This window comes from Actinomadura sp. 1N219, assembly GCF_044326405.1.
Taxonomy (GTDB): Bacteria; Actinomycetota; Actinomycetes; order Streptosporangiales; family Streptosporangiaceae; genus Spirillospora.
In genome coordinates, this window is sequence record NZ_JBIRAY010000001.1 from 1,221,779 (window position 1) to 1,243,645 (window position 21,867).

The following is a 21,867-nucleotide window of genomic DNA, read 5'->3' on the forward strand; positions in this document are numbered from 1 at the left end:
CCTGAGAGGAAGCCCCATGACGACCCACGAGACGACGATCGAGCCCGCGACCGTCCCCGGAGACGAGGACGTCCCCCGCATCAACGTGACCACCCTGCGCGACGGCGTCGCGCCCGGCCTCCTGCTCATGTCGCAGCAGTCCATCTTCGAGCCGTGGGCGGCGCGCGGGCCGCAGATCGCCGACGACCGCGGACGGCCCGTCTGGTTCCTGCCGCTAGCGGAAGGGCAGTACGCGACCAACGTCCGAGTCCAGGAGTATCAGGGACGGCCCGTCCTGACCTGGTGGCAGGGCGAGCCGACGATGACGGGCGTCGGCATGGGGACGTGCTACATCGCCGACACCGCCTACCGCGTCATCGCGACGGTCCGGGCCGGCGGGGACCAGCCGGTCGACCTGCACGAGTTCCTGCTGACCGAGCGCGGCACCGCGGTGATCGTCAGCTACCAGACCAAGCCGTGCGACCTGTCGGGCATCGGCGGGTCCGCGGCCGGCCGGGTGATCGACAGCGTGGTCGAGGAGATCGACGTGGCGACCGGCGAGGTGCTGCTGCACTGGAGCGGGCTCGAGCACATCCCGATCGAGGAGAGCGACGTGCCCGTCGTCATCGCGGGCGACGGCCCGTGGGACCACCTGCACGTGAACTCCGTCGCCGTCGACGACGACGGCGACCTGGTGGTCACGGCCCGCGCGTCCCAGGCGGTGTACAAGATCGACCGGCGGACGGGCGCCGTCCGCTGGAAGCTCGGCAGCGGGTACAGCACGTTCACGCTGGGCGTCGGCGTGCGCTTCAACTGGCCGCACGACGCGCAGCCGGTCGGGAACGGCGTGTACCGCGTCTTCGACAACGGCGCGAACGTCGGCATGCTCGGCTACGAGTCGCGCGTGGTGTGGGTCCGCGTGGACGCCGGGACCGGGACCGCGTCGTACGTCAAGCAGCTCACCCACCCCGAGCACCTCTCGGCGGCGGTCGAGGGCAGCTCCGTCGAACTGCCGAACGGCAACACCCTGATCAGCTGGGGATCGGCCGGGCGCATCTCCGAGTTCTCCCCGGACGGGCGTCTGGTGTTCGACGCCGAGTCTCCCCAGGGGAAGGGCTGGAGCACCTACCGGGTGTACCGCCAGGAATGGCACGGCCGTCCGGACACACCCCCGGAAGCCAGGATCGCCGACGGAATGGTGCACGCCGTCTGGAACGGCGCGACAGGCGTAGCCCGATGGCGGCTCCTCGCAGGGCCCGCCGAAACCCCCCTGCGCGAAGCCGACACCGTGCCCTGGGACGGCCTGGACACCCCCGTCAAACTGCCGGATGAGGCGGCATTCGTGCAGGTCGAGGCGCTAGACGCGGAGAACTCCGTGCTCGCCGCCTCACCGGTCGTCCCGGTGCACGCCTGAGATGAAGGTCTGGGACACGGAGGGTTTCCTCTTCGATGACGGCCCCCAGGCCAGGCTCATCGACTACCCGTACCACGGCCTTGAACGGTTCGTGGCCCGCCTCCGGCGACGCAACCCGCCGCAGGCGCCGTGGTGGCGGAGGTACATCCACACCTGGCAGACCTTCGACCATGGCCGGGACGTCGCCGTAGCTTCGCAGGAACCTCTCGTCTACGGGCTGACCCAGGTCTGGAACGAGGACGACGTCATCTACGCGACGGTCAGGAACCTGTTCCTCCAGGGCTGCGACGAGGTCTTCGTGATCGACGACGCCTCCGACGACGAGTCGGCCACCGAGGCGAAGGCCGCCGGGGCGACCGTGATCCAGGACGCCAGCGACGGCAAGTTCCACGAGCGGCGTCGCAGCGAGCGCATCTGCACGGTCGTCGACGCGGTGACGGAGGCGGCCGGACGCCCCGTCTGGTGGATCATGGTCGACGCCGACGAGTTCCCCCGCGGCCCTGGCGCCCTGACGATCCGCGACCTGGCCCGCGACCTGCCGCCGTCCGTCGACACGGTCGGCAGCCGCGTCCTGGAGCACTACCCGGGCCGCTCGTCCGCGCCCCGGCAGCGGCACCACCCGCTCGACGAGCTGCCCAGCGCACGCTGGCACACCAACCCGTCCTGCCCGGAGGGCCACTGGAAACACCAGATGCTCCGCCTCCGAAACCCGGGGGAACTCCGCTTCATGCTCGGCCGGCACACCATCGCCGCCCCGCCCCAAAGGAGACCGATCGTGGAAAGCACGTCGTCACTCCTCATGCACCACTTCCCGCTACGCGGAAAGGAATGGACCCAGCAGAAATTCCAACGCGCGGGATCGGCTTCCGGCCGCTACGGCGCCAGCTCGGACTCCTTCGTCAAACGACGCCTGGCCGTCCGCCTGGAAATGCTGCGCCTCGCCTACGAAGAACGCTACGACCTGATCCCCAACATGTTCCCCAACACCCCCAAACACGGCACCCCCGTCCACGATTGGCGTCACCTGGTGAACCCGTCCGAACAGACCGTCCACCACACCCCCGGTGCTCCCATGTAAACCTCGCACCCACCCGCGAAATGCCGTCCACTCGAGATGGGTCAGGGCGTCGGCCCTACTCTCTGAGCATGGTGGAGGAGCAGGCGGGGAGAGTTGAGCGGGGGCGCGGGACGGGGCGGAGGCCGGGGCGGCCGCGGGAGGAGCGGGTCGCCCCGGCCGTGCTCGACGCGGTGGTTGCGCTGGTCGCCGAGCGGGGTGTGGCGCAGGTCACCATGGACGCCGTCGCCCAGCGGGCCGGCGTCAGCAAGCCGGCCATCTACCGCCGCTGGCCCACCAAGCAGGACCTGATCATCGCCGCCGCCGAGTCGCGGGTGGGGCCGCTGACCGTCCCCGACCTGGGCGACTTCAGGGCCGAGCTGCGGCTGGTGCTGGAATCCCGCGCCCGCGCCTACCGGGCGCCGGGGGTCGACCGGCTGCTGGCGGGCGTGATCGGGTCGGCGGCGGAGGCGGGGGCGGCGCGCAGCGCGTACGCGGAGTACACCTTCCGGGTCATGGCCGAGACCCGGCACATCCTGGAGCGCGGGATCGCCCGCGGGGACGTGCGCCCGGACGCCGACGTCTCCGCCATGGCGACGATGGTGGCCGCCCCGCTGATCTTCCGGCTGGTCGGGGAGATGGAGGCGCCCGACGAGCGGCTGGTGGACGCGCTGGTCGAGCTCCTCGGGCGTGCGGTGGCCGTCCGGCCGTGAGTTGGACCGTTCTTTTACCATGCTCGCGAAATTCGGTGCTTGCAGACCCTTGCCTTGGCGCGGGTGAATATCGATACTTCCAGTAACGAAACACAGTCGTCACTGCGGAGGAACGTTATGGCCACGCCGGTCACCGCCCCCCAGCCGGTCCTTGACAAGCCGCTGCAGCACTACGGGCGCCGGACGCTGGTACGCGCCGCGCCGGGAGCCCCCCAGGGCTCGTACAAGATCCTCAAGATCGCCCCGCTCACGCCGCACATCGGCGCGGAGATCGGCGGCGTCGACCTGACCCGGCCGATCGCCGAGGACGCCGCCGCCGAGCTCCGCCGGGCGCTGCTGGAATGGAAGGTCGTCTTCTTCCGCGACCAGCACGACTTCACCCCGGACGACCACCTCGCGCTCGCCGCCGTGTGGGGGTCGCCCGAGGTCAACCCGTTCTTCCCGAAGGCCGAGACGGCCGGCGTCTCGCGGCTCGCCAAGGACGCCCAGGCCATCGGCAACGAGAACATCTGGCACAGCGACCACTCCTTCATGAAGGCCCCGGCGCTCGGCTCGGTGCTGCGCGCCGTCGAGGTGCCGGCCGCCGGCGGCGACACCATCTGGGCCGACATGGGCGCCGCGTACGACAACCTCTCGGACGAGCTGAAGTCCCGCATCGAGGGCCTCACCGCGGTGCACGACTGGGTGCCCAGCTGGGGCTCGACGATGACCGACGAGCAGGTGGCCGCGTTCCGCGAGAAACTGCCGCCCGTGGAGCATCCCGTGGTCGTCCGCCACCCGGTGTCCGGACGCAAGACCCTGTACGTCAACGAGCCGTTCACCACGCGGATCGTGGGCCTCTCGGAGGACGAGAACCGCGAGCTGCTCGACGAGCTCGTGCTGCAGGCCCGCATCCCCGAGTACCAGGTCCGCTTCCGCTGGCAGGCGGACTCCATCGCGATCTGGGACAACATCGCCGTCCAGCACTACGCGGTCAACGACTACTACCCGCAGCGGCGCGTCATGGAGCGCATCGCGATCGCGGGCGCGCCGATCTCCTAGCCCCCGGTACCCGCCGGGCGGTGTGCGGCCCCCTGGCACACCGCCCGGCACTCCCACAGCGCTCCCGCAACCCCCCTTCCCTCCCCAGCCCCGGAGGTCAGCGTGACTGCTGCCGAGACCCAGGCCGGACGACCAGCCCGAGCGGACCAGGCGGCGAAGGCCTCCGGCGCCCGCGCGTGGACGGTCACCGCCCTGCTCGTCGTCTTCATGATGATCAACTTCGCCGACAAGTCGGTGTTCGGCCTCGCCGCCGACGAGATCCGCGCCGACCTCGGCCTGACCGCGACCCAGTTCGGACTGGCCAACAGCGCGTTCTTCCTGCTGTTCTCGGTGGCCGCCGTGGCGGTGGGCCTGCTGGCCGACCGGACGTCGCTGAAGTGGCTGATCCTGATCATGGCCCTGCTCTGGTCCGTGGCGCAGGTGCCCGCGGCGGTCGGCGGCGGGCTCGCCGTGCTGATCGGCTCCCGCATCGTCCTCGGCGCCGCCGAGGGGCCCGCGTTCCCGGTCGCCCAGCAGGCCGCGTTCTCCTGGTTCCCCAACCACAAGCGCAACCTGCCCGGTGCCCTGGTCACCCTCGGCGTGACCCTCGGCGTGATCATCGCGGCGCCCACGCTGACCTGGCTCATCGACAACCACGGCTGGCGCTCCGCGCTCTGGGCCCTCGCCGCCGTCGGCCTGGTGTGGGGCGTCGCGTGGCTCGCGTTCGGCGCCATCGGCCAGTACCGCGACGAGCGTCCCGCGCCCACGGCCGCCGTGCGGGAGGCCGCCGTGCAGGACGGGCCCGCGCCCTCCTACCGGCGGATCTTCGGCAGCCGCACCTGGATCGGCGTCACCATCGCGTACTTCACCAGCTACTGGGGCGTCGCGCTGATGCTGGTCTGGCTGCCGTCCTACCTGAAGAACGGCCTCGGCTACTCATCCGGCACCGCGGGCACGCTGGTCGCCGTGCCCTGGGCGATCGGCGCCGTCGTGCTGCTCGTCCAGGCCGCGGTCACCGGCCGGCTGATGCGCCGCGGCGTGCCCAGCCGGTGGGCGCGCGGCCGCGTCGGCGCCGGGCTGCTGATCATCGGCGCGCTGTCCTTCCTCGGGCTCCCGCTGGTGGACGGCGACGCGCCCAAGACCGTCCTGCTCTTCATCGGGTTCGCCTTCGGCGGGGCCTTCGCGAGCGTCGCCGCCACCACCGTCGCCGAACTCGCCCCGCCCCGGCGGCGCGGCGGTGCGCTCGGCACGATGAACGCCGTCGTCACCACCGCCGGCCTCCTCGCCCCCACTGTGGTCGGCGCGATGGTGGACGCCCAGGGCCGCGCCGGCTACCAGAACGCTGCGCTCGCCACCGCCGCCCTGCTTCTGGCCGGCGCCGTCGCCGCCGCCGTCCTGATCGATCCGGAGCGCGACGCCGCGCGCGTCGCGTCCTGAAGGAGCCGTCATGACCGAACTCGCCCTCGACACGGCGCCGCTGGACGGAGCCGTCGCCGAGCTCCGCGCAGGGGCCGCCGCCTGGGCCGCGACGGGCATCGCCGAGCGGGTCGCGCTGCTGGAGCGGATGCTGCCGCGCATCGCCGGCGGCGCCGCGGACATGGTCGAGGCCGCCGCCCGCGCCAAGGGCTACGGCCCCGGCTCCCCGTGGGCCGCGGAGGACTGGACGGGCGCCCCGTGGGCGCTGGCCCAGACCGCGAGCGCCTACCTGCGGGTGCTGCGCCGGATCGCGTCGGGCAAGGAGCCGCTCAAGTCCGGAGCCGTCCGGGAGCGCGGCGGACGCGTCCTGGTGGACGTCTTCCCCGCGTCCGGCTGGGACAGCCTGCTGCTCAACGGCTTCACCGCCCAGGTGTGGAGCCGTCCGGGCCGGACGGTCGCCCAGGTACGGGACGGGGCGGCCGGCGAATACCGTGGCCGTCCCGGCGCGCCCGGCGTCGCGCTGGTGCTGGGCGCCGGGAACGTCGCGGCGATCACGGCGCTCGACGTCCTGCACAAGCTGTACGTGGACGGCCAGGTCGTCATCGCCAAGATGAACCCGGTCAACGGTTACCTGCGCCCGCACTTCGAGCGCGTCTTCGCCGATTTCATCGAGAAGGGCTGGGTGCGCTTCGTCGACGGCGGTGCCGCCGTGGGCGCCCACCTCACCGCGCACGACGGCGTCGACACCATCCACATCACCGGCAGCGACCGCACCCACGACGCCATCGTGTGGGGCACCGACGAGCAGGCCGGGCAACGCCGCGCCGACGACGCCCCGATCAACACCAAGCCCTTCAGCAGCGAACTCGGCGGCGTCAGCCCCTGCATCGTCGTGCCCGGCCCCTGGAGCGACGCCGACCTGCGTTTCCAGGCCGAGCACATCGTCACCAGCAAGATGAACAACTCGGGGCACAACTGCGTCGCCAGCCAGATCCTGGTGGTGCCCCGCGACTGGGACGGCACCGACCGGCTGCTGGATCACGTCCGCGAGGTCCTGCGCGAACTGCCCGACCGGACCGACTACTACCCCGGCGCCGGAGACCGCCTCGCGGCAGTGCTCGCCGCGCATCCCGACGCCGAGAAGCACGGCCGGGGCGACTGCCGCCTCCTCGTCCCGGACGTGCCCGAGAGCGACGGCGCCCTGCTCGGCTCCGAGGTCTTCGCCAGTGCGCTGGGAGTCGTCCGGCTCGGCGGCGACACCCCGGAGGACTTCCTCCGCCATGCCGTCGAGTTCGCCAACGAGCGCCTGCCCGGCACCCTCGGCGCGACGCTCCTCGTCCACCCCAAGAGCGAGAAGGCGCACCGGGCCGCCGTCGACAAGGCCGTCGCCGACCTGCGGTACGGGACGCTCGGCGTCAACTGCTGGTCCGCGATCGGCTTCCTGCTCGGCTACACCCCGTGGGGCGCCTTCCCCGGCCACACGCGGCAGGACATCGGGAGCGGCGTCGGGTTCGTCCACAACGCGTTCATGCTGGACGAGGAGCACATCGAGAAGACCGTGCTGCGCGCCCCGTTCGCGCCCGCGCCGCGCGGCCTGCTCACCGGTTCGCCGTCACTGTCGCCGCGCCCGCCGTACTTCGTCACCAACCGCACCGCCCTGTCGACCCTGGAGAAGGTCACCCGCTTCACCGCCGCCCCCGGCGCCGGAAAGCTGCCCGCGATCTTCGCCTCCGCCCTGCGCGGCTGACCCCGCCCGTTCGCCCGACCCGCCCCCCGCCGCCTCTCCCGTGCCCCGGGACCGACCTTTCGCAGAAGGGATGCCGACCGTGAACATCGCCGACCTCCTCAGCCGCACCGCGGCACAGCACGGCCCTCGCACCGCGGTGGAGCTCGGCGACGCGTCGCTGACCTACGCCGAGCTCGACGCGCTCGCCGGGCGGACGGCCGCGCTGCTCGCGGCGCGGGGCGTGCGGCACGGGGACCGGGTGGCCGTCATGCTGCCCAACCTCATGGAATTCCCCGTCCTCTACTACGGGGCGCTGCGCGCCGGCGCCATCGTGGTACCGATGAATCCGCTGCTCAGAGCCCGCGAGGTCGCGCACTACCTGCGGGACTCCGGCGCGGTCGTCATCTTCGCCCACGAATCGACGGTCGCGGAGGTGGAGGCCGCGGCCCGGGAGGCGGGCGGCGGCGCGGCGGTCGTCCCGGTCGCGGCGGGCTCGCTCACCGAGCTGCTCGCCGGCCACGCCGAACCCGCCGCCACCGTCGCCGCCGCGTCCGACGACACCGCCGTCATCCTCTACACCTCGGGCACCACCGGCCTTCCCAAGGGCGCCGAACTCACCCACGACAACCTGGACAAGAACGCCGAGATCGCCGCCGGGCCCCTGTTCGGCCTCACCGAGGCGGACGACGTCCTCGGCGCCCTGCCGCTGTTCCACGCCTTCGGCCAGGTCGTCGCCATGAACACGGCGTTCCGGGTCGGCGCCCGCCTGACCCTGCTGCCGCGGTTCGAGCCGGGCCTCGCGCTGCGGACGATGCGGGACCGGCGGATCACCATGTTCGCGGGCGTGCCCACCATGTACGCGGCCATGCTCTCGGCGCACCGCCAGGCGCCGGGGGAGTACGACGTCCCCGCGCTGCGCCTCTGCGTGTCCGGCGGCTCCGCGCTGCCCGTCGAGGTGCTCCGCGGCTTCGAGGACGCCTTCGGCTGCGCGGTCCTGGAGGGCTACGGGCTGTCCGAGACGTCCCCCATCGCCTCCTTCAACCATCTGGACCGTCCCCGCAAGGCCGGTTCGATCGGCACCCCGATCGACGGCGTCGAGATGAAGCTGGCCAAGGCGGAGGACGGCGTCGGCGAGATCTGCGTGCGCGGGCACAACGTGATGAAGGGCTACTGGAACCGTCCGGACGCCACCGCAGAGGCGATCAGGGACGGCTGGTTCCACACCGGCGACCTCGGACGCGTCGACGACGACGGCTACTACTCCATCGTCGACCGCAAGAAGGACCTCATCATCCGCGGCGGCTTCAACGTCTATCCCCGCGAGATCGAGGAGGTCCTGTACGAGCACCCGGCCGTCGCCGAGGCGGCCGTGATCGGGCTGCCGCACGAGGCGCTCGGCGAGGAGATCGCCGCCGCGGTCGCGCTGCGCCCCAGCGCCGAGGCGAGCCCGGACGAACTGCGCGAGTTCGTGAAGGCGCAGGTCGCCCCGTACAAGTACCCGCGCGAGGTCTGGCTGGTCGACGCGCTTCCCAAGGGCGCCACCGGCAAGATCCTCAAGCGCGAGATCAGCGCGCCCGCGCGGGACGCGGAGGAAGCGAAGGCGTGACGGCATGAGCGGGCCCCGAGGCATGCCGTGCATGTCCCGGGGCCCGCGCCCATTCCCGGATGCGGGCGGACGTCACCCGTCCTGCCGGGCCGGACGGTAGGTCGCGATCACCACGCCGGTGCTGGTCGGCTGGGCCTCGACCAGTTCGAGGTTGGTCAGCGCGTAGTCCTCGGGGAAGAGGCGCTTGAGGCCGCCGCCCGCGACGACAGGGCTGATCATCAGGATCAGCTCGTCCAGCAGCCCCGCGCTCAGCAGCGACCGGACGAGCGTCGGGCTGCCCGCGACGCCGATGGCCCCGCCGGGCTCCTCCCGGAGCCGGGCGACGAAGTCGGCGACCGGGCCCTTGATCAGCGTGCTGTTGGACCAGCCGACGGAGTCGAGCGTGTCCGACGCGACGTACTTCTGGATGCCGTTGATCCAGCTCGCGAACGGTTCGTCGGTCGAGGTCGGCCAGTAGTGCTCCCATTCGGAGTAGGTCACCCGGCCGAGCAGCACGGCGTCCTGCTCGTCGAGCATGCGCGACATCACCGCGCCCATCTCGTCGTCGAACGTGAGCTGCCACTGGTCGGGCGACTCGATCACACCGTCGACCGAGCTGAACAGACCTGCTTGCACCTTGCGCATGTGAAGAACCTCCTGTTGTCGAGTCGTGCGTTGATCAGATCGGGGATGGCGGGCTTCGGCCGTTCGAGGCGGCGGGGCGCGGGCGTCGAGGGCCCTCCGCAGCGAGGCGGCGAGGTCGGTGAGGATCCGCTCGGCGCCGTCGCCGGGACGGTGGTCGTAGCGCAGTTCGTCGACCTCGACGCCCGCGTGGCGCAGCCGGGCGGCGTAGCGGGCGCCGTCGTCCAGGCCCATGCCGTCCCGGGTGAGGACGGTCGCCGGCGCGACGCCCGCCAGAACCGGCGCGACGCCGGACGGGACGCGAGGGAAGATCAAGACCTGCCGGACGAGCGCGGGCCAGCCCTGGTCGCGGGCGTGCAGCGCGACGGCCGCCGCCAGGCCGCCACCGGCGCCGTGCCCCGCGACCAGCAGCCGGTCCGGGTCCGCGCCCAGCTCCGCGCCGTGCTCGGCGGCCCACTCCACCGCCGCGGACGCGTCGCGCACGCCGTCCCGGCCCGGAACATGCGAGACCGACACCACCACCGCGCCCAGCAGGAAGGCCAGCGTGCGGCCCGTGGCGTCCCCGGGGCCGAGACCTCGCTCGACCGCGCCGTCGGCGAAGAGCACCAGCAGGGGCGCGGCGGCGCGCGGCACGGGTCGCGGCCAGTGGACGCGCGCCGGCCGCGGCGCGGTGCGGCCCCGCAAGCGCAGCGTGGCGCTCCGGCGGTGGAACGGTGTGGCGGGCATGTGGCAACGCTGGCACGGGGCGGGTGCCGCAGGGAAAGGCCGAGCGCGCATGATCGTCATGCACGGTCCGCATCAACCGGGACGGTGCGGAACATGGCCGCGGACGGAAGCGTCCGCGACAATCATGCCCATGACCCGGCGCAGCGACCCGAACCGTGACGAGCAGGACGAGGCGACCCTGTCCACGCTCCGCGCGCCGGACGCGATCGAGCTGCGCCATCTGCGCGCGTTCGTCGCCGTCGCCGAGGAGCTCAACTTCGGCAGGGCCGCGACGCGGCTGTTCATCTCCCAGCCCGCGCTGAGCCGCCAGATCCGCGCGCTGGAGCGGCTGGTCGGCTGCCCGCTGCTGCGCCGGTCCACGCACCGGGTGGAGCTGACGCTGGCGGGGGAGGCGCTGCTGGAGCGGTCCCGCCGCGTCCTGGCGGACGTGGCCGAGGCGGTGTCGGCGACCCGGTCGGTCGGCGGCGAGCTGGAGACCCGCATCGCGCGGCTGTGGGCGCCGCTCGTCGACGTGTCCGCCGGGGACCTGGACGTCCAGCGGCTGCGCGACGGCAACGAGGAGATGCTCGCCAAGTTCGAGCCCCCGGAGGTGGGGATCCGGCCGGTCAACGCCGGCGGGGTCCAGGCGCTGCGGCTCGACCCGGCGCCCGACAGCCGCCTCGGGCTGCTCTACCTGCACGGCGGCGGCTACGTGCTGGGCTCCGCCTACGGGTACCGGCCCCTGGCGGGCGCCCTGGCGGTCGCCGCCGGGGTGGGCGCGCTGGTCGCCGACTACCGGCTGGCCCCCGAGCACCCGTTCCCGGCGGCGCTGGAGGACGCCCTCCGCGCCTACCTGTGGATCCTGGACCGCGGCACCCCACCCGAGCAGCTCGCCGTGGCCGGTGACTCGTCCGGAGCCGGGCTGACCCTGTCGCTCCTGCTCAGCCTCAAGCAACGGGAACTGCCGCTGCCCGGCCGCGTCGTGCTGCTGAGCCCCGGCGTGGACACCGGCCGGGTCGTCCTCGGCCCGCCGTCCGGCGACCACGCCTTGGCGGACGTCCAGATGGCTCAGGTCAGCCGCTTCCTCGACCTCTACCTCGGCGCGCATCCGGTCGAGGACCCGCTGGTCAGCCCGCTCACCGCCGACCTGACCGGGCTGCCGCCCATGCTCGTCCAGGTCGGGACGGGCGACTCGTTCCACGACGAGTCGCACGCCCTGGCCGACCGTGCCCGCGACCACGGCGTGGACGTCCGGCTGGAGCTGTACCCGGTCGCCGCGCACGTCTTCCACCTGTTCTGGACGTTCCTCCCGGAGGCGGCCGACGCGCTGGAGCAGGCGGGACGGTTCGTCCGCGAGCCGGCCCCCGGCGCGGTCGCCGCCGAGCCCGAGGCGGGCACCGCCTGACCGGCTGCCCCGCATCCCTCACCCTTGGACGCGGTGGACGCTGAAGTTCGGCACCCCCGCGCCCGCGATGCCGTGCGTCAGCGCGGACGGGGTCAGCACGGCGAACCCGCCGCCGATGTCCATCGGCCTGCCGGGGAGATCGTCGGCGACCTGGCGGCCCTCCCCGTCGAGCAGCAGGAACCGCTCGGGTCGCCCTTCCGCGGCCGGGCGGATCGCGGTGAACCAGTTCCCGGCCGCTCCGTAGCGAGTGAGCGCCCCGGTCTCCAGCAGGTCCCGGACGGTCGTCGCGCCCCCCTGCGTCTGGACGATCACGGCCCGCCCGCTCGGATCGCTCCCCGAACTTCCACGCGACCCCGCCCGGCAGACGATCAGCCCGTCTCCGCCCCCGCCCACGTCTCCGTCCGCGTCGCATTGGACGAGCGGCGCATACGTGCCGGCGAGTTCACGGCCCGTCGCCCGGTCGAGGACGACGCCGCCGTCCGCCGTCCCGACGACGATCGTCCTGCCGCCCCCGTCGTGCAGCAGTTCCGGGTCCCGGTACCGCGTGCCGAGCCGCCACCGCTGCTTGCCGTCCGACGTCCCGTACGCGATGAGGTCGCGGGGCTCCCGCGTCCCGTTCTCGCCCTCGGCGAACCGGGCGGCGAGGACCAGCCCGCCGCCGGCGCCGACCGGGCTGACTCCGCGCTCGCGCCACAGCTCGCGGCGCGTCCCGGTCGCGAACACGACCGTCTCGTCGCGTCCGTCCTCCGGGCCGTCGTAGCTCGTCACCTCGACCGCGAACGCCGAGCGGTCGGCCGCCTTCAGCATCAGGTACGCGTTCCCGGACGTGACCTGCTTCGTCCAGCGGGTGCGGCCGTCCTTCAGGGAGAGCGCGGCGACGCCCTCCGCGTCCCCGTCGTCGTACCGGACGAGCAGCAGCCCTTCCCCGTCCACGATGTGCGGGACGGAGACGAACCCGGCCTTGGCGCCGCCGCCGAGCGACGCGCCCTCCCGGACGGACCACCGCACCTTCCCGGTCGCGGCGTCGGCCACGACGATCCTGTCGAGGTCGTCGTCCTCGCGGTCCCGGCCGGTGTAGACGACCGCGTCCCCCGCCAGGTCGATGCTGATCACCGACTCCAGCCCGGTGTCCTTGGCGGGCGGGGGCACGGGGGCCTCGCCGGCCCCGGCCGTCCACAGCGGCGCCGCGTCGATCCGCGGCGGCCGCGCCGTCGCCGGGTCGGGCCCGGACGGCTCGGGCGGCGGCTTCGTACCGACGGCCGCCGCGTGCACGGCGAGGCCGTCCGGCCTGGACGAGGTCGACCCAGCCCGCGTCACCCGGAACGCCGCGACCTGCTCCGACATCGCGGTGGCCTCGCCGGGCGGCGGCGTCCCCAGCCGGTTCGCCGCGCGGTCCACGACGGCGTACCGGGCGGGCCGGCCCCCGGTGGCGGATCCCGTGACGAGTACCCGGTCCTGCCAGACCATCCTGACCTGGGCCGTCGTGTTCTCACCGAACGGGACCTTCGCCGCGGCGACGGGTTCGCCGTGCCGTCCCGGCCGGATCGTGACGAGCCGTCCGTCGGAGCCCGAGCAGGCGATCAAGGCTCGTCCGTCGTCGGCGCAGCCGTAGAAGGGGAGGGGCTCGGACGTCCCGTCGTCGTCCGCCTTCGGCGAATGCTTCGTCGGACGGCCGGTGGCGACGTCGACGAGCATCGTCCGGTCACGGCTGTAGGAACGTCCGGGAGGTGTCTCGTTCACGTTGATGACGGCCGTTCCGTTCGCGGCCGCCATCAGATGAGAATTCTCGACCGTGTCGCCCAGGTCCCATCGCTTCTTGCCGTTGGTCACGTCCAGGGCGAACACGTCGGTGTCCTCGCGCCGTTCTCCCCAGACGTGCCCCAGAGGGGCCTCGGCGCCGCGCGTCTCCCCGAGCACCACGTCGCCTACGAGCCGGAACGCCCAGCCGTCCGCGTTGCGCCACAGCTCGCGGCCGGTCGCCGGGTCGAGCGCGACGGTCGCCGGGTCGACGCCGTCCCGCGACTCCACGCTCGTCAGGACGACCCGCGCGTCCGCGCCGAGCAGCCGCATCCGCTGCTCGCGGTCGTCGTCGCCCTTGTCGCCGCCGCGCGGGCGGATCAGCGGACGCTTCCACCGGACGGCGCCGTCCTTGCCGGAAAGCGCGGCGACCCCCAGCTCGGTCTCGCGCCCCCGAGCCCCCACGACGTACTGGACGAGAACGTTCCAGGCATCCCCGTCGCCGTAGACGAGGGGCTTCCCGGTGACCCCGCGCAGCTGCTCCGCCTGGTACCCGGACCCGTGATGGGCGACCGCGCCGCCACCGCCCCGGAGCGGATGGCCGCTGTCGAGGACCCAGCGGGGCTTCCCCGTCCGGGCGTCGACGGCCGCGACCCGGGCGCCGTCGAGGCCGACGTCCCCGGCGACGACGGCGGTGTCACCGCGCAACTCGATGCCGGCGACCCTCGTCATGCCGAGCTTGCGCTCGTCCCACAGCGGCTTCGCGCCGAACGAGACCGGGGCCGGGCGCTTCTCCCCGTGCGGCAGGTCGGCGACGTCCTCGCCGCCGCACGCCCGCACCCCGCCGAGAACCAGAATCAGCAGGACGGCCAGCAGTCCGCCGCCCCACCACAACGCGCGTGTTCGAGTCATCGTCGGCCGCATGGCCCCGCCTCTCGTCCGTCCTGCCCGGCGGACGACGGGTTCGTCCTGCCACCGAGTGCGGGGGATGCGTGCAGACGCCGAGGCCGCCGCCAGAGCGGCCGACCTCGCGAACCGCACCATAGTGGGTCGGACGCGACGATCGATTGTGAGCCCGGTCACACCCCCGATCGACATCCGGACACCCGGTGACATACGAAGCCATGACGACCAGCACCACGGGAGTCGTCAATATGGCACCGTTCTGCCGCCTTCCGTCCGGACGGCCGGACTCGGCCATCGCCCATCCCTTCCCTGCCGGCGAACGAAGCACATTTGCGGCGACCATGTCGGCAGGGCAGGGAGAGGGTTCGATGGACGCGGACATCACGCTCAGGCAGCGACTCGCGGCGGGAGACGACGCGGCCCTGCAGCACACCTACGACCGCTGCTCGTCGCTGGTGTACAGGCTGGCGTTACGGGTGACACGGAGCCGCGAGGCCGCCGAGGAGATAACGCAGGACGTGTTCGTCCACCTGTGGGAGCACCCGTACGCGTTCGACCCGGGCCGCGGGAACCTGCGGACGTGGCTGGCGCTGCTCGCCCACCGGCGCGCGGTCGACTGGGTCCGCAGGGAGGAACGCAGACGGCGGCTGCTGGACGCGGTCGGCAACCCCGAACCGGCCGCCCCCATCATCGATGTGATCATCGCCGACGAGACGGGGGCGCGGGTGCGGCACGCGGTGGCGGCCCTCCCGCTGCGCCTGCGCGAGGCGATCGAGCTCGCCTACTACCACGGACGGACCTACCGGCAGGCCGCCGCCGAGCTGGGGTTACCGGAGGGCACCGTCAAGTCGCGGATCCGCACCGGGCTGCGCAGCATCGCCGACACCCTGGCCGAGGAAGGGAGCACCCCATGACCGAGCCTCCGCTGGACCTGCGCGGGCGCACGCTCCGAGCCGCGCTGACCCGCCGTCCGCCCGCGCGCTGGTCGCCCGGCTTCGCCCGGCCCTACGCCGCGACGGTCGCCATGCTCGACGCCCTGCTGACCGACCTGAACGAGGCCGAGTGGGCGGCGGTCGCGGCCGGCGACTGGGACGTGCGCGACCTGGTCGTGCACCTGTCCGCGTCCGACGGGCTGCTCGGCGAGGCGATCGAGGGGCGGGTGTCGTCCGCCGCCGACGTCTTGGACCGTACCCGCGAGGCGATCGGCCGCCGCCCTCCGCCGCGGGACGCGCGCCGCGCGTGGCGGCGGCAGGCCGACGCCCTGTGCGACGACGTGGGCGAGGAGGACGCCGACCGCCGGGTCGAGGCGGGCGGCCGGCGGCTGCGCCTCACCGATCACTTCACCGGACGCGCCTTCGAGACCTGGATCCACGCCGACGACATCGCCCGGGGGACGGGCCGCACCCTGCTGTCGCCGCCCGCCGAGCACGTGCATCCGATCGCCGACCTGGGCGTCCGGAGCCTGCCGATGGCGCTCGCGGTGACCGGCCGCGATCACTCCGACCGCATGCTGCGGCTGATCCTGGACGGTCCGGGCGGCGGGCAGTGGACGATCCCGCTGGGCAGGGCGGCCGCCGCCGATGGCGACCCGTCCGCGCAACTGCGGATGGACGTCGTCGAGTTCTGCTTTCTGGCCGGAGGACGCCGCGACCCCGCGAGGATCCAGGCCGAGACCAGCGGTGACACGACCGTCACGGATGACGTGCTGGCGGCGGCCTCAGCCTTCTCCGGCCCGTAGCCCTTTCCGCGCCGGCGTTCCCTCGGCCCGCGCGGGGCGGTGGCGGGGCCGCCGGGTGTCCACGTTCCCGGACAGGATCGTGAGGATGCCGGGCAGCTCGGCGGCCGTCCCGGCGGGCAGCCCGGCCACGGTCTCCTCCGCCAGCGCGCACCACAACTCCTTGACCTGCTCGGTCAGCGCCCTGCCGCGGTCGGTGAGCTCGACGACGCTCGCGCGCCTGTCGGACGGCGCGGGCACGCGCCGGACATGACCCGTGGCTTCGAGCTTGCGGGTCATGAGCGTGACGCTCGGCGGCTCGCAGCCGAGCGCCTCGCTGAGCTGGGCCTGGATCATCGGGCCCGTCCGGTCGAGTTCGAGCAGGAGCGCCTCCTGCCCGGGATGCAGGCCGAGCGGGGCCAGCAGCGCCGCGGCCCTGGCCCGGTGCCGCAGGCTCAGGATGCGGATGGCCTGGTTGAGGGCGTCGGCGTACGCGAAGTCCACGGCCTCTCCTTGACGAGATAGTTATCCGCATAACATTATGCGGATAACTAATTCTATCCGATGTCGAGGAGCCGACATGACCGTGAAGGTCGCAGCGACCCTGCGAGCCCGGCCGGACGCCGGACGCGCCTGGATGATCATGGCGCTGGCGTGCGCCGCCCAGTTCATGGTGATCCTGGACGCGTCCATCGTGAACGTCGCCCTGCCCGCGATCGGCGGGGACCTCGGGTTCACCGCCACCGGCCTGGCCTGGGTGGTGAACGGCTACCTGCTCACGTTCGGCGGCCTCATGCTGCTGGGCGGCCGGGCCGCCGACCTGTTCGGGCCCCGCCGGACGCTGGTCGCCGGGCTGCTCCTGTTCTCCGCCGCGAGCCTCGCCGCCGGTCTGGCCGCCGCCCCGGAGGTCCTGGTGGCGGCGCGCGTCGTGCAGGGCGTCGGCGCCGCGATGCTGGCCCCGGCGACGCTGGTAGTGATCAACACCTGCTTCACCGAGGAGCACGCGCGTGCCAGGGCGTTCGGGGCCTGGTCCGCCGCGGGCGGCGTGGGCGGGATGGCGGGCGCGGTCGCGGGCGGCGCCATCACCACCGGCCTGTCCTGGCGATGGGTCTTCCTGATCAACGTGCCGATCGGCGCGGTGCTGATCGTCCTGGCCCTGGCGGCGCTCGCGGGCGCGCGGACCGGACGCCGCGAACCGCTCGACCTCACCGGCGCGATCACGGGGACCGCGGGGCTGGCCGCGCTGATCTACGGGGTCATGCAGACCGCCGATCACGGCTGGACGTCCGCGCCGGCCGTCGCGCCGGTCGTGGCGGGCCTGCTCCTGCTCGCCGCCTTCATCGCGGTGGAGGCACGCTTCGCCACCCGCCCGATGATGCCGCTGCGGCTGTTCAAGATTCGGGGCGCGGCCGTCGGCAGCGGCATGCTGCTGCTGTTCGGAGGGATCGTCATCGCGATGTGGTACTTCACGTCGCTCTTCCTGCAGAACGTGCTCGGATACAGCGCGCTCGAAGCCGGGCTGGGGCAGACGCCCGCAGCGGTGATGTTCGTGGTGGTCGCACGATGGGCGTCCGCCGCGCTGCCGCGAACCGGCGTGCGCTCCCTGGTGCTGGCCGGCTCCGGCTTCTTCCTGGGCGGTTTCGGATGGCTCGCCCAGGCGGACGAGGGCAGCGGCTATGTCACCGGCGTGCTCGGACCCACGCTGCTCGTCGCCGTCGGCATCGGGCTGACCTTCCCCACCCTCATGGCCGCGGCGACCGCCGACGTGCCCGAGAGCGACGCGGGGATCATCGGCGGCCTGGCCCAGACCGCGAGCCAGGTCGGCGCGTCGGTGGGCCTCGCGGTGCTCGCGACGGCCGCCGGAGCGAGGGCCGCGACGGACGGCGGCGGTTCCCCGTCCGACCTCGCCGCCGGCTACAGCCTGGTCTTCCTCATGGCCGCCGGGCTCGGCGTCGCCATCGCGGCGGTCAGCCTCCTGCTGCCCGTCCGGCACCCGCGATCATGACGGCTCACTCCGGCTCGGTGTCAGGCCGGATGACCGACGCCGACCATCGGTCCCAGTCCATCTGCGGCCGGACCCGCCGGGCGTGCGCGAGCGCCTCGTCGACGGCCTTGCAGACGTCGGCGTCCCGGACCGTCGTGCCCGCCAGCTCGCCGACCTTGCCCAGCAGGGCCGGAAGGAGCACCGGCCGGTGCTCCAGGGGCGCGGCGCCCGTGCAGGAGAGCAGCGTCGCCGGGTGGTCCAGGCTGCGGCGCAGCGCGGCCGTGTGCTCGTCGTCGCCGCCGTCCCGGCAGGTCAGGACGATCAGGAAGGCGCGCGGGCCGCGTCCGTCCGGGTGCCGGAGTTCGCCCAGGTCGATGCCGCCGACGAGCGTCCGGGACGGGCCGCGTCCGTTCGCGACGCTGCAATGGTCGTCGAGGACGACCACGTGCGCGGAGCGCAGATCGTCCAGCCTGCGCTGCAGGCTGTCGTCGACGCACAGCCGGACGTAGAGCCCGGGATAGTCGCCGGCGACCGCCTCAAGCCGCCTGGCGATCCCGTTGGACCGCCGCCGGGTGATCAACACGGCCCCGAGCCTCGGCCGCGGTTCGAGCTCTAACCGGGCCGGGGCGGGCAGGGGAGCCGCCGCCCGCAGCGCCTCCCGCGTGGCGCTCTCGGTGAACGCGACCATGCGGTGGACGGTGGCCCCGTCCGGCCGGATCTCGCACTCGATGAGGAGTTCGGCGTCCGCCATGCGGTCCGGCGGGGGCGCCTCGGCGGCGGGGGCCAACAGGTGATCGGCGGCGGCGGTGACGGCCCCGAGGACGACCGTGCACGCGGCCACCACCGCCCACGCGATCCCGCTCGCGCCGTTCTCGGTCGCGACGTTGACCGCGACCCCGGCGGCCGACGTGGCGGTCGCGACCGTGAGGCCGCTGACGAGGGGACGGGGGCGATGCCTCATCGGCGGCGCCCCTGCGCCTGCGACAGGCCGTCGTGAGCGCGGGCGAGAATGGCGTCCGCGTCACCCGCGCCGTCGCCGTCGCCGTCCGCTAGGACTCGCTGGAATTGCTCCTGCGCCGCTGCCGCATCCCCCTTGAGGTGCAGGAACCCCAGATTGGTGCGGGCCTGCAAAGTCGCCGGATGCGCGGCGCCTAACGCCTTGGCCCGCCGGTCGACGACGTCCCGCAGCAGCTTCGCCGCCTCCCGGTGTTCTCCGGTGTCGTGCAGGACGGCGGCGAGGCTGGCCTGGATCGTCAAGGTCTGGGGATGGTGCCGTCCGAGCACGTGCTCGGCGTCGTTGAGCGTGCTCTTGAGCAGCTCCACGGCCTCGGCGGTGTGCCCGAGGTCGCGACGGACGGCGGCCAGATTGGCCCGCGCCCGCAACGCCGCCGGGGACCGGTCGCCGCCCTCGTCCACCGCGTCGCGCAGCGCGATCGTGGCATGCCTCTCGGCCTCGTCCAGGCGACCCGCGTCATGTAGGGCCACGGACAGGTTGCTCCGCACCGGGACGGTCCGCGCACCGGAATCAGCGAGCGCCTCGGACGCCGCCAACGCCTCTTCGAGCTGGTCGACGGCGTCCGGGAAGCCCGCCTCATGCCGGACGGCGGCCAGATTGGCTTCGAGCCTGCTCAACACGACCAGATCGGTGGTCTGCTCTTCCCGTCTTCCGACCCGCAGGGATTCGCTCAGCAGCCGTTCGGCTTCCGAGTGCCGCCCGAGCCCTCGCAGCGCCACCGCCAGGTTCCCGTAGGTCTCGGCTGGGACGGGCCGTCCGGTCCGAATCGAGTTCGTCAGGACGGTCTCCGCCTTGGCGTACCGGCCCCGCGCGATGAGATCGCGGGCCCGTCCGACGTCGTCGCGCGCCGCCGCGACCGCCCGCCGCGACCGCAGCCGCCGAACCGCTCGCCGCCCCATGACCAAAACCGCGACGGACACCGCCGCCGCCCCGGCCACGAGCCCGGCGACCACTCCCGCGGCCCTGACGTCCGCCGCCTCCGGCTGGACGACCATGAGCAGCGCCAGGGCGCCGACCAGAAGCGCGACGGGCGCTGTGAACCCCGTCGGCCAGGCCAGCATCCGAGCCCTCGCCGAGCGGGCGGACCGTTGAAATGGCGCGGCGTCGTCGTCGACATAAGTGTCGAGATACTCCGCGTAAAGCACGTCCCAGTCTGCCGGCGCGGCGACGGCCGGCCTGGGTTCGGGCAGGGGCCCTTCGAGGAGGTCCCTCAACAGGTCGGCCGTCGAGGGACGGCGGGACGGATCCTTGGCCAAGCAGGCAGCCAGCAAGTCGCGCAGCCGGCCGTGGGCCACGCCCGCCAAGTCCGGTTCGTCATGCAGGGTGCTCTGGACGACGGCGTCTGCCGCCCCCGTGCCGAACAGGCGGCGCCCGGTGGCGGCGAACACCATGGTCACCGCCCAGGCGAAGACGTCCGCGGCCTGACTCTGCACGCCCCCTCGGAACAGCTCTGGGGCCATGTAGCCGGGGGTGCCGTAGACGGTGCCGGGCTCCTCGTCCGCTGGACCGATGCCGTAGTCGACCACGCGTGGGCCGTCCCGCCTCAGGATCACGTTCCCCGGCTTGAGGTTGCGGTGGGTCACCCCGGCCCGGTGCAGCGCGGTGAGCGCGGTGGCGGTCCCGACGGCGAGCCGTTCGAGTTGACCGCCCGACAGCGGCCCGCGACGCTCGACGTAGTCCTGGAGGGAGAGGCCGTCGACGAACTCGTTGACGAGGTATGACCGTCCCTCGAACACGCCGGAGTCGAGTACCCGGACGAGGCCGGAGCCTTGCACGTTCCGGGCGTCAGGTTGGAGTCGCCAATTCGTGTCGCGCCGCGACAGCCGCAAGGCGACGTCATTGTCGTCGCCGTCGCGTGCCTTGTAGACGACTCCCGTCCCGCCCTGGCCCAACCGTCCGAGAAGCCTGTACGGGCCGATCTCGACCGCGTCCTCCGCCGCCAGCGGAGCGACGGCGGCACGCGGCGCAGGAAGGAGAGAGCTCAAGGCAGGGACAGGGGCGCTGACCGCCTCGTCCAGCATCGTCAGCGCCTCAGCGGCGCTCGGCCGCCGAGCGGGATCGCGTTCGAGCAGCCTTTCCAGGACGCGTGCCAGCGGCCCGGCGTTGCGGGGCGGCGGTACCGGCTCCGTCATCGTGGCGGCCAGCGTGGCAATGCCGCTGTGCCGCTCGTAGGGCGAACGTCCCTCGACCGCCATGTACAACGTCGCGCCCAGCGACCACACGTCGGAGGCGGGGCCCGCCCATGCACCCCGCGCCGCCTCGGGCGGCAGGAAACCCGGCGAACCGATGACCTGCCCAGATTGTGCGATCATCTGGGCGCGTTCGAGATACGCGATCCCGAAGTCGGTCAGCACGGCCTGTCCCGCGCCGCTGAGCAGGACGTTGCTCGGCTTGATGTCGCGATGCACGACTCCGGCCTCGTGCGCGTGCCGCAGCGCTTCGAGCAACTGGCGCCCGAACTCGGCCACCTGCGAGGGCGGCAGCGTCCCGCGCTCCATCAGGACGTCCCGCAGCGAACGGCCTTCGACCAGCTCCGAGACGATCCAGGTCTGGCCGGATTCATCAAGGACGTCGTAGACGGTGACGACGCCGGGGTGGTTCAGCCGCGCCGACGCCCGCGCCTCCCGGAACGCCCGCTCGTGGAGGAGGCTCCGGTCGACGTCGCCGAGCCCCGGCGGGTGCACGACCTCCTTGATCGCGACCTCGCGGCCGAGCAGGACATCGTGGGCGCGCCACACCGTGCCCATCCCGCCGCGCCCGAGGTGCACGTCGAGCCGGTAGCGGTCGCCGAGCAGACGCCCCTGGTTCATAGGGGCATCGTCCCTCGCGGCCGGGGGTGTCGGCTACGCCAT

16 protein-coding genes are annotated in these 21,867 nt (G+C 73.2%); 11 read left to right on the top strand and 5 right to left on the bottom strand.

What is annotated here, in order from left to right; all coding sequences use genetic code 11:
- The first annotated feature begins 16 nt into the window (after window positions 1-16).
- The 7 genes from ACH35V_RS05540 (at window position 17) to ACH35V_RS05570 (ending at window position 8,928) form a co-directional block, all read left to right on the top strand.
- A complete protein-coding gene (locus ACH35V_RS05540; protein ID WP_395970418.1) occupies window positions 17-1,393 on the top strand; it encodes an arylsulfotransferase family protein in 1,377 nt (458 codons plus the stop codon).
- 1 nt (window position 1,394) lies between these two features.
- Window positions 1,395-2,471, top strand: a complete 1,077-nt coding sequence (locus ACH35V_RS05545) for a glycosyltransferase family 2 protein (RefSeq protein ID WP_395970419.1) — start codon at window positions 1,395-1,397, stop codon at window positions 2,469-2,471.
- A 68-nt stretch (window positions 2,472-2,539) separates the two neighbouring features.
- Window positions 2,540-3,160, top strand: a complete 621-nt coding sequence (locus ACH35V_RS05550; protein WP_395970420.1) for a TetR/AcrR family transcriptional regulator — start codon at window positions 2,540-2,542, stop codon at window positions 3,158-3,160.
- Between the two features lie 117 nt (window positions 3,161-3,277).
- Window positions 3,278-4,201 (top strand): TauD/TfdA dioxygenase family protein, encoded by a 924-nt coding sequence (locus ACH35V_RS05555; protein WP_395970421.1) that lies wholly within the window; start codon window positions 3,278-3,280, stop codon window positions 4,199-4,201.
- Between the two features lie 102 nt (window positions 4,202-4,303).
- Complete coding sequence (locus ACH35V_RS05560; RefSeq protein ID WP_395970422.1) at window positions 4,304-5,617, top strand: MFS transporter; 1,314 nt, start codon at window positions 4,304-4,306, stop codon at window positions 5,615-5,617.
- 10 nt (window positions 5,618-5,627) lie between these two features.
- Complete coding sequence (locus ACH35V_RS05565; protein WP_395970423.1) at window positions 5,628-7,343, top strand: aldehyde dehydrogenase family protein; 1,716 nt, start codon at window positions 5,628-5,630, stop codon at window positions 7,341-7,343.
- Between the two features lie 70 nt (window positions 7,344-7,413).
- Window positions 7,414-8,928: a long-chain fatty acid--CoA ligase gene (locus ACH35V_RS05570; RefSeq protein WP_395970424.1), complete on the top strand. Its 1,515-nt coding sequence runs from the start codon at window positions 7,414-7,416 to the stop codon at window positions 8,926-8,928.
- A gap of 72 nt (window positions 8,929-9,000) precedes the next feature.
- On the opposite strand, the gene ACH35V_RS05575 is transcribed toward ACH35V_RS05570, so the two are convergent.
- Entirely contained in the window at window positions 9,001-10,275 is a 1,275-nt protein-coding gene (locus ACH35V_RS05575; RefSeq protein WP_395970425.1) for a dihydrofolate reductase family protein, read from the bottom strand.
- A gap of 130 nt (window positions 10,276-10,405) precedes the next feature.
- On the opposite strand from ACH35V_RS05575, the gene ACH35V_RS05580 reads away from it, so the two are divergent.
- Window positions 10,406-11,659, top strand: coding sequence for an alpha/beta hydrolase fold domain-containing protein (locus ACH35V_RS05580; RefSeq protein WP_395970426.1), 1,254 nt, complete (start codon window positions 10,406-10,408; stop codon window positions 11,657-11,659).
- A gap of 18 nt (window positions 11,660-11,677) precedes the next feature.
- On the opposite strand, the gene ACH35V_RS05585 is transcribed toward ACH35V_RS05580, so the two are convergent.
- Entirely contained in the window at window positions 11,678-14,308 is a 2,631-nt protein-coding gene (locus ACH35V_RS05585) for a PQQ-binding-like beta-propeller repeat protein (protein ID WP_395970427.1), read from the bottom strand.
- A 362-nt stretch (window positions 14,309-14,670) separates the two neighbouring features.
- Between ACH35V_RS05585 and ACH35V_RS05590 the strand changes: the two genes are divergently transcribed.
- The gene (locus tag ACH35V_RS05590; protein ID WP_395970428.1) at window positions 14,671-15,216 is read left to right on the top strand and encodes an RNA polymerase sigma factor; all 546 of its coding nucleotides are present in this window, start codon (window positions 14,671-14,673) and stop codon (window positions 15,214-15,216) included.
- Entirely contained in the window at window positions 15,213-16,040 is an 828-nt protein-coding gene (locus tag ACH35V_RS05595; RefSeq protein WP_395970429.1) for a maleylpyruvate isomerase family mycothiol-dependent enzyme, read from the top strand. Before ACH35V_RS05590 ends, ACH35V_RS05595 begins: the two co-directional genes overlap by 4 nt.
- Here ACH35V_RS05595 and ACH35V_RS05600 read toward each other — a convergent pair.
- Window positions 16,020-16,520: a MarR family winged helix-turn-helix transcriptional regulator gene (locus ACH35V_RS05600; RefSeq protein WP_395970430.1), complete on the bottom strand. Its 501-nt coding sequence runs from the start codon at window positions 16,518-16,520 to the stop codon at window positions 16,020-16,022. The genes ACH35V_RS05595 and ACH35V_RS05600 overlap by 21 nt on opposite strands.
- Before the next feature lie 76 nt (window positions 16,521-16,596).
- Between ACH35V_RS05600 and ACH35V_RS05605 the strand changes: the two genes are divergently transcribed.
- Window positions 16,597-18,021: an MFS transporter gene (locus ACH35V_RS05605; protein ID WP_395970431.1), complete on the top strand. Its 1,425-nt coding sequence runs from the start codon at window positions 16,597-16,599 to the stop codon at window positions 18,019-18,021.
- Between the two features lie 4 nt (window positions 18,022-18,025).
- On the opposite strand, the gene ACH35V_RS05610 is transcribed toward ACH35V_RS05605, so the two are convergent.
- Both ACH35V_RS05610 and ACH35V_RS05615 read right to left on the bottom strand, forming a co-directional pair.
- The gene (locus ACH35V_RS05610; RefSeq protein WP_395970432.1) at window positions 18,026-18,961 is read right to left on the bottom strand and encodes a hypothetical protein; all 936 of its coding nucleotides are present in this window, start codon (window positions 18,959-18,961) and stop codon (window positions 18,026-18,028) included.
- Window positions 18,958-21,825: a protein kinase gene (locus tag ACH35V_RS05615; protein ID WP_395970433.1), complete on the bottom strand. Its 2,868-nt coding sequence runs from the start codon at window positions 21,823-21,825 to the stop codon at window positions 18,958-18,960. The genes ACH35V_RS05610 and ACH35V_RS05615 overlap by 4 nt, the downstream gene beginning before the upstream one ends.
- Between the last annotated feature and the right edge of the window lie 42 nt (window positions 21,826-21,867).

Bases quoted from the DNA above. Each gene is read 5' to 3' on its own strand.
- ACH35V_RS05540 (WP_395970418.1), top strand. From the start codon at position 17: ATGACGACCCACGAGACGACGATCGAGCCCGCGACCGTCCCCGGAGAC.
- ACH35V_RS05545 (WP_395970419.1), top strand. From the start codon at position 1,395: ATGAAGGTCTGGGACACGGAGGGTTTCCTCTTCGATGACGGCCCCCAG.
- ACH35V_RS05550 (WP_395970420.1), top strand. From the start codon at position 2,540: ATGGTGGAGGAGCAGGCGGGGAGAGTTGAGCGGGGGCGCGGGACGGGG.
- ACH35V_RS05555 (WP_395970421.1), top strand. From the start codon at position 3,278: ATGGCCACGCCGGTCACCGCCCCCCAGCCGGTCCTTGACAAGCCGCTG.
- ACH35V_RS05565 (WP_395970423.1), top strand. From the start codon at position 5,628: ATGACCGAACTCGCCCTCGACACGGCGCCGCTGGACGGAGCCGTCGCC.
- ACH35V_RS05570 (WP_395970424.1), top strand. From the start codon at position 7,414: ATGCCGACCGTGAACATCGCCGACCTCCTCAGCCGCACCGCGGCACAG.
- ACH35V_RS05575 (WP_395970425.1), bottom strand. From the start codon at position 10,275: ATGCCCGCCACACCGTTCCACCGCCGGAGCGCCACGCTGCGCTTGCGG.
- ACH35V_RS05580 (WP_395970426.1), top strand. From the start codon at position 10,406: ATGACCCGGCGCAGCGACCCGAACCGTGACGAGCAGGACGAGGCGACC.
- ACH35V_RS05585 (WP_395970427.1), bottom strand. From the start codon at position 14,308: ATGACTCGAACACGCGCGTTGTGGTGGGGCGGCGGACTGCTGGCCGTC.
- ACH35V_RS05590 (WP_395970428.1), top strand. From the start codon at position 14,671: ATGGACGCGGACATCACGCTCAGGCAGCGACTCGCGGCGGGAGACGAC.
- ACH35V_RS05595 (WP_395970429.1), top strand. From the start codon at position 15,213: ATGACCGAGCCTCCGCTGGACCTGCGCGGGCGCACGCTCCGAGCCGCG.
- ACH35V_RS05605 (WP_395970431.1), top strand. From the start codon at position 16,597: ATGACCGTGAAGGTCGCAGCGACCCTGCGAGCCCGGCCGGACGCCGGA.
- ACH35V_RS05610 (WP_395970432.1), bottom strand. From the start codon at position 18,961: ATGAGGCATCGCCCCCGTCCCCTCGTCAGCGGCCTCACGGTCGCGACC.
- ACH35V_RS05615 (WP_395970433.1), bottom strand. From the start codon at position 21,825: ATGAACCAGGGGCGTCTGCTCGGCGACCGCTACCGGCTCGACGTGCAC.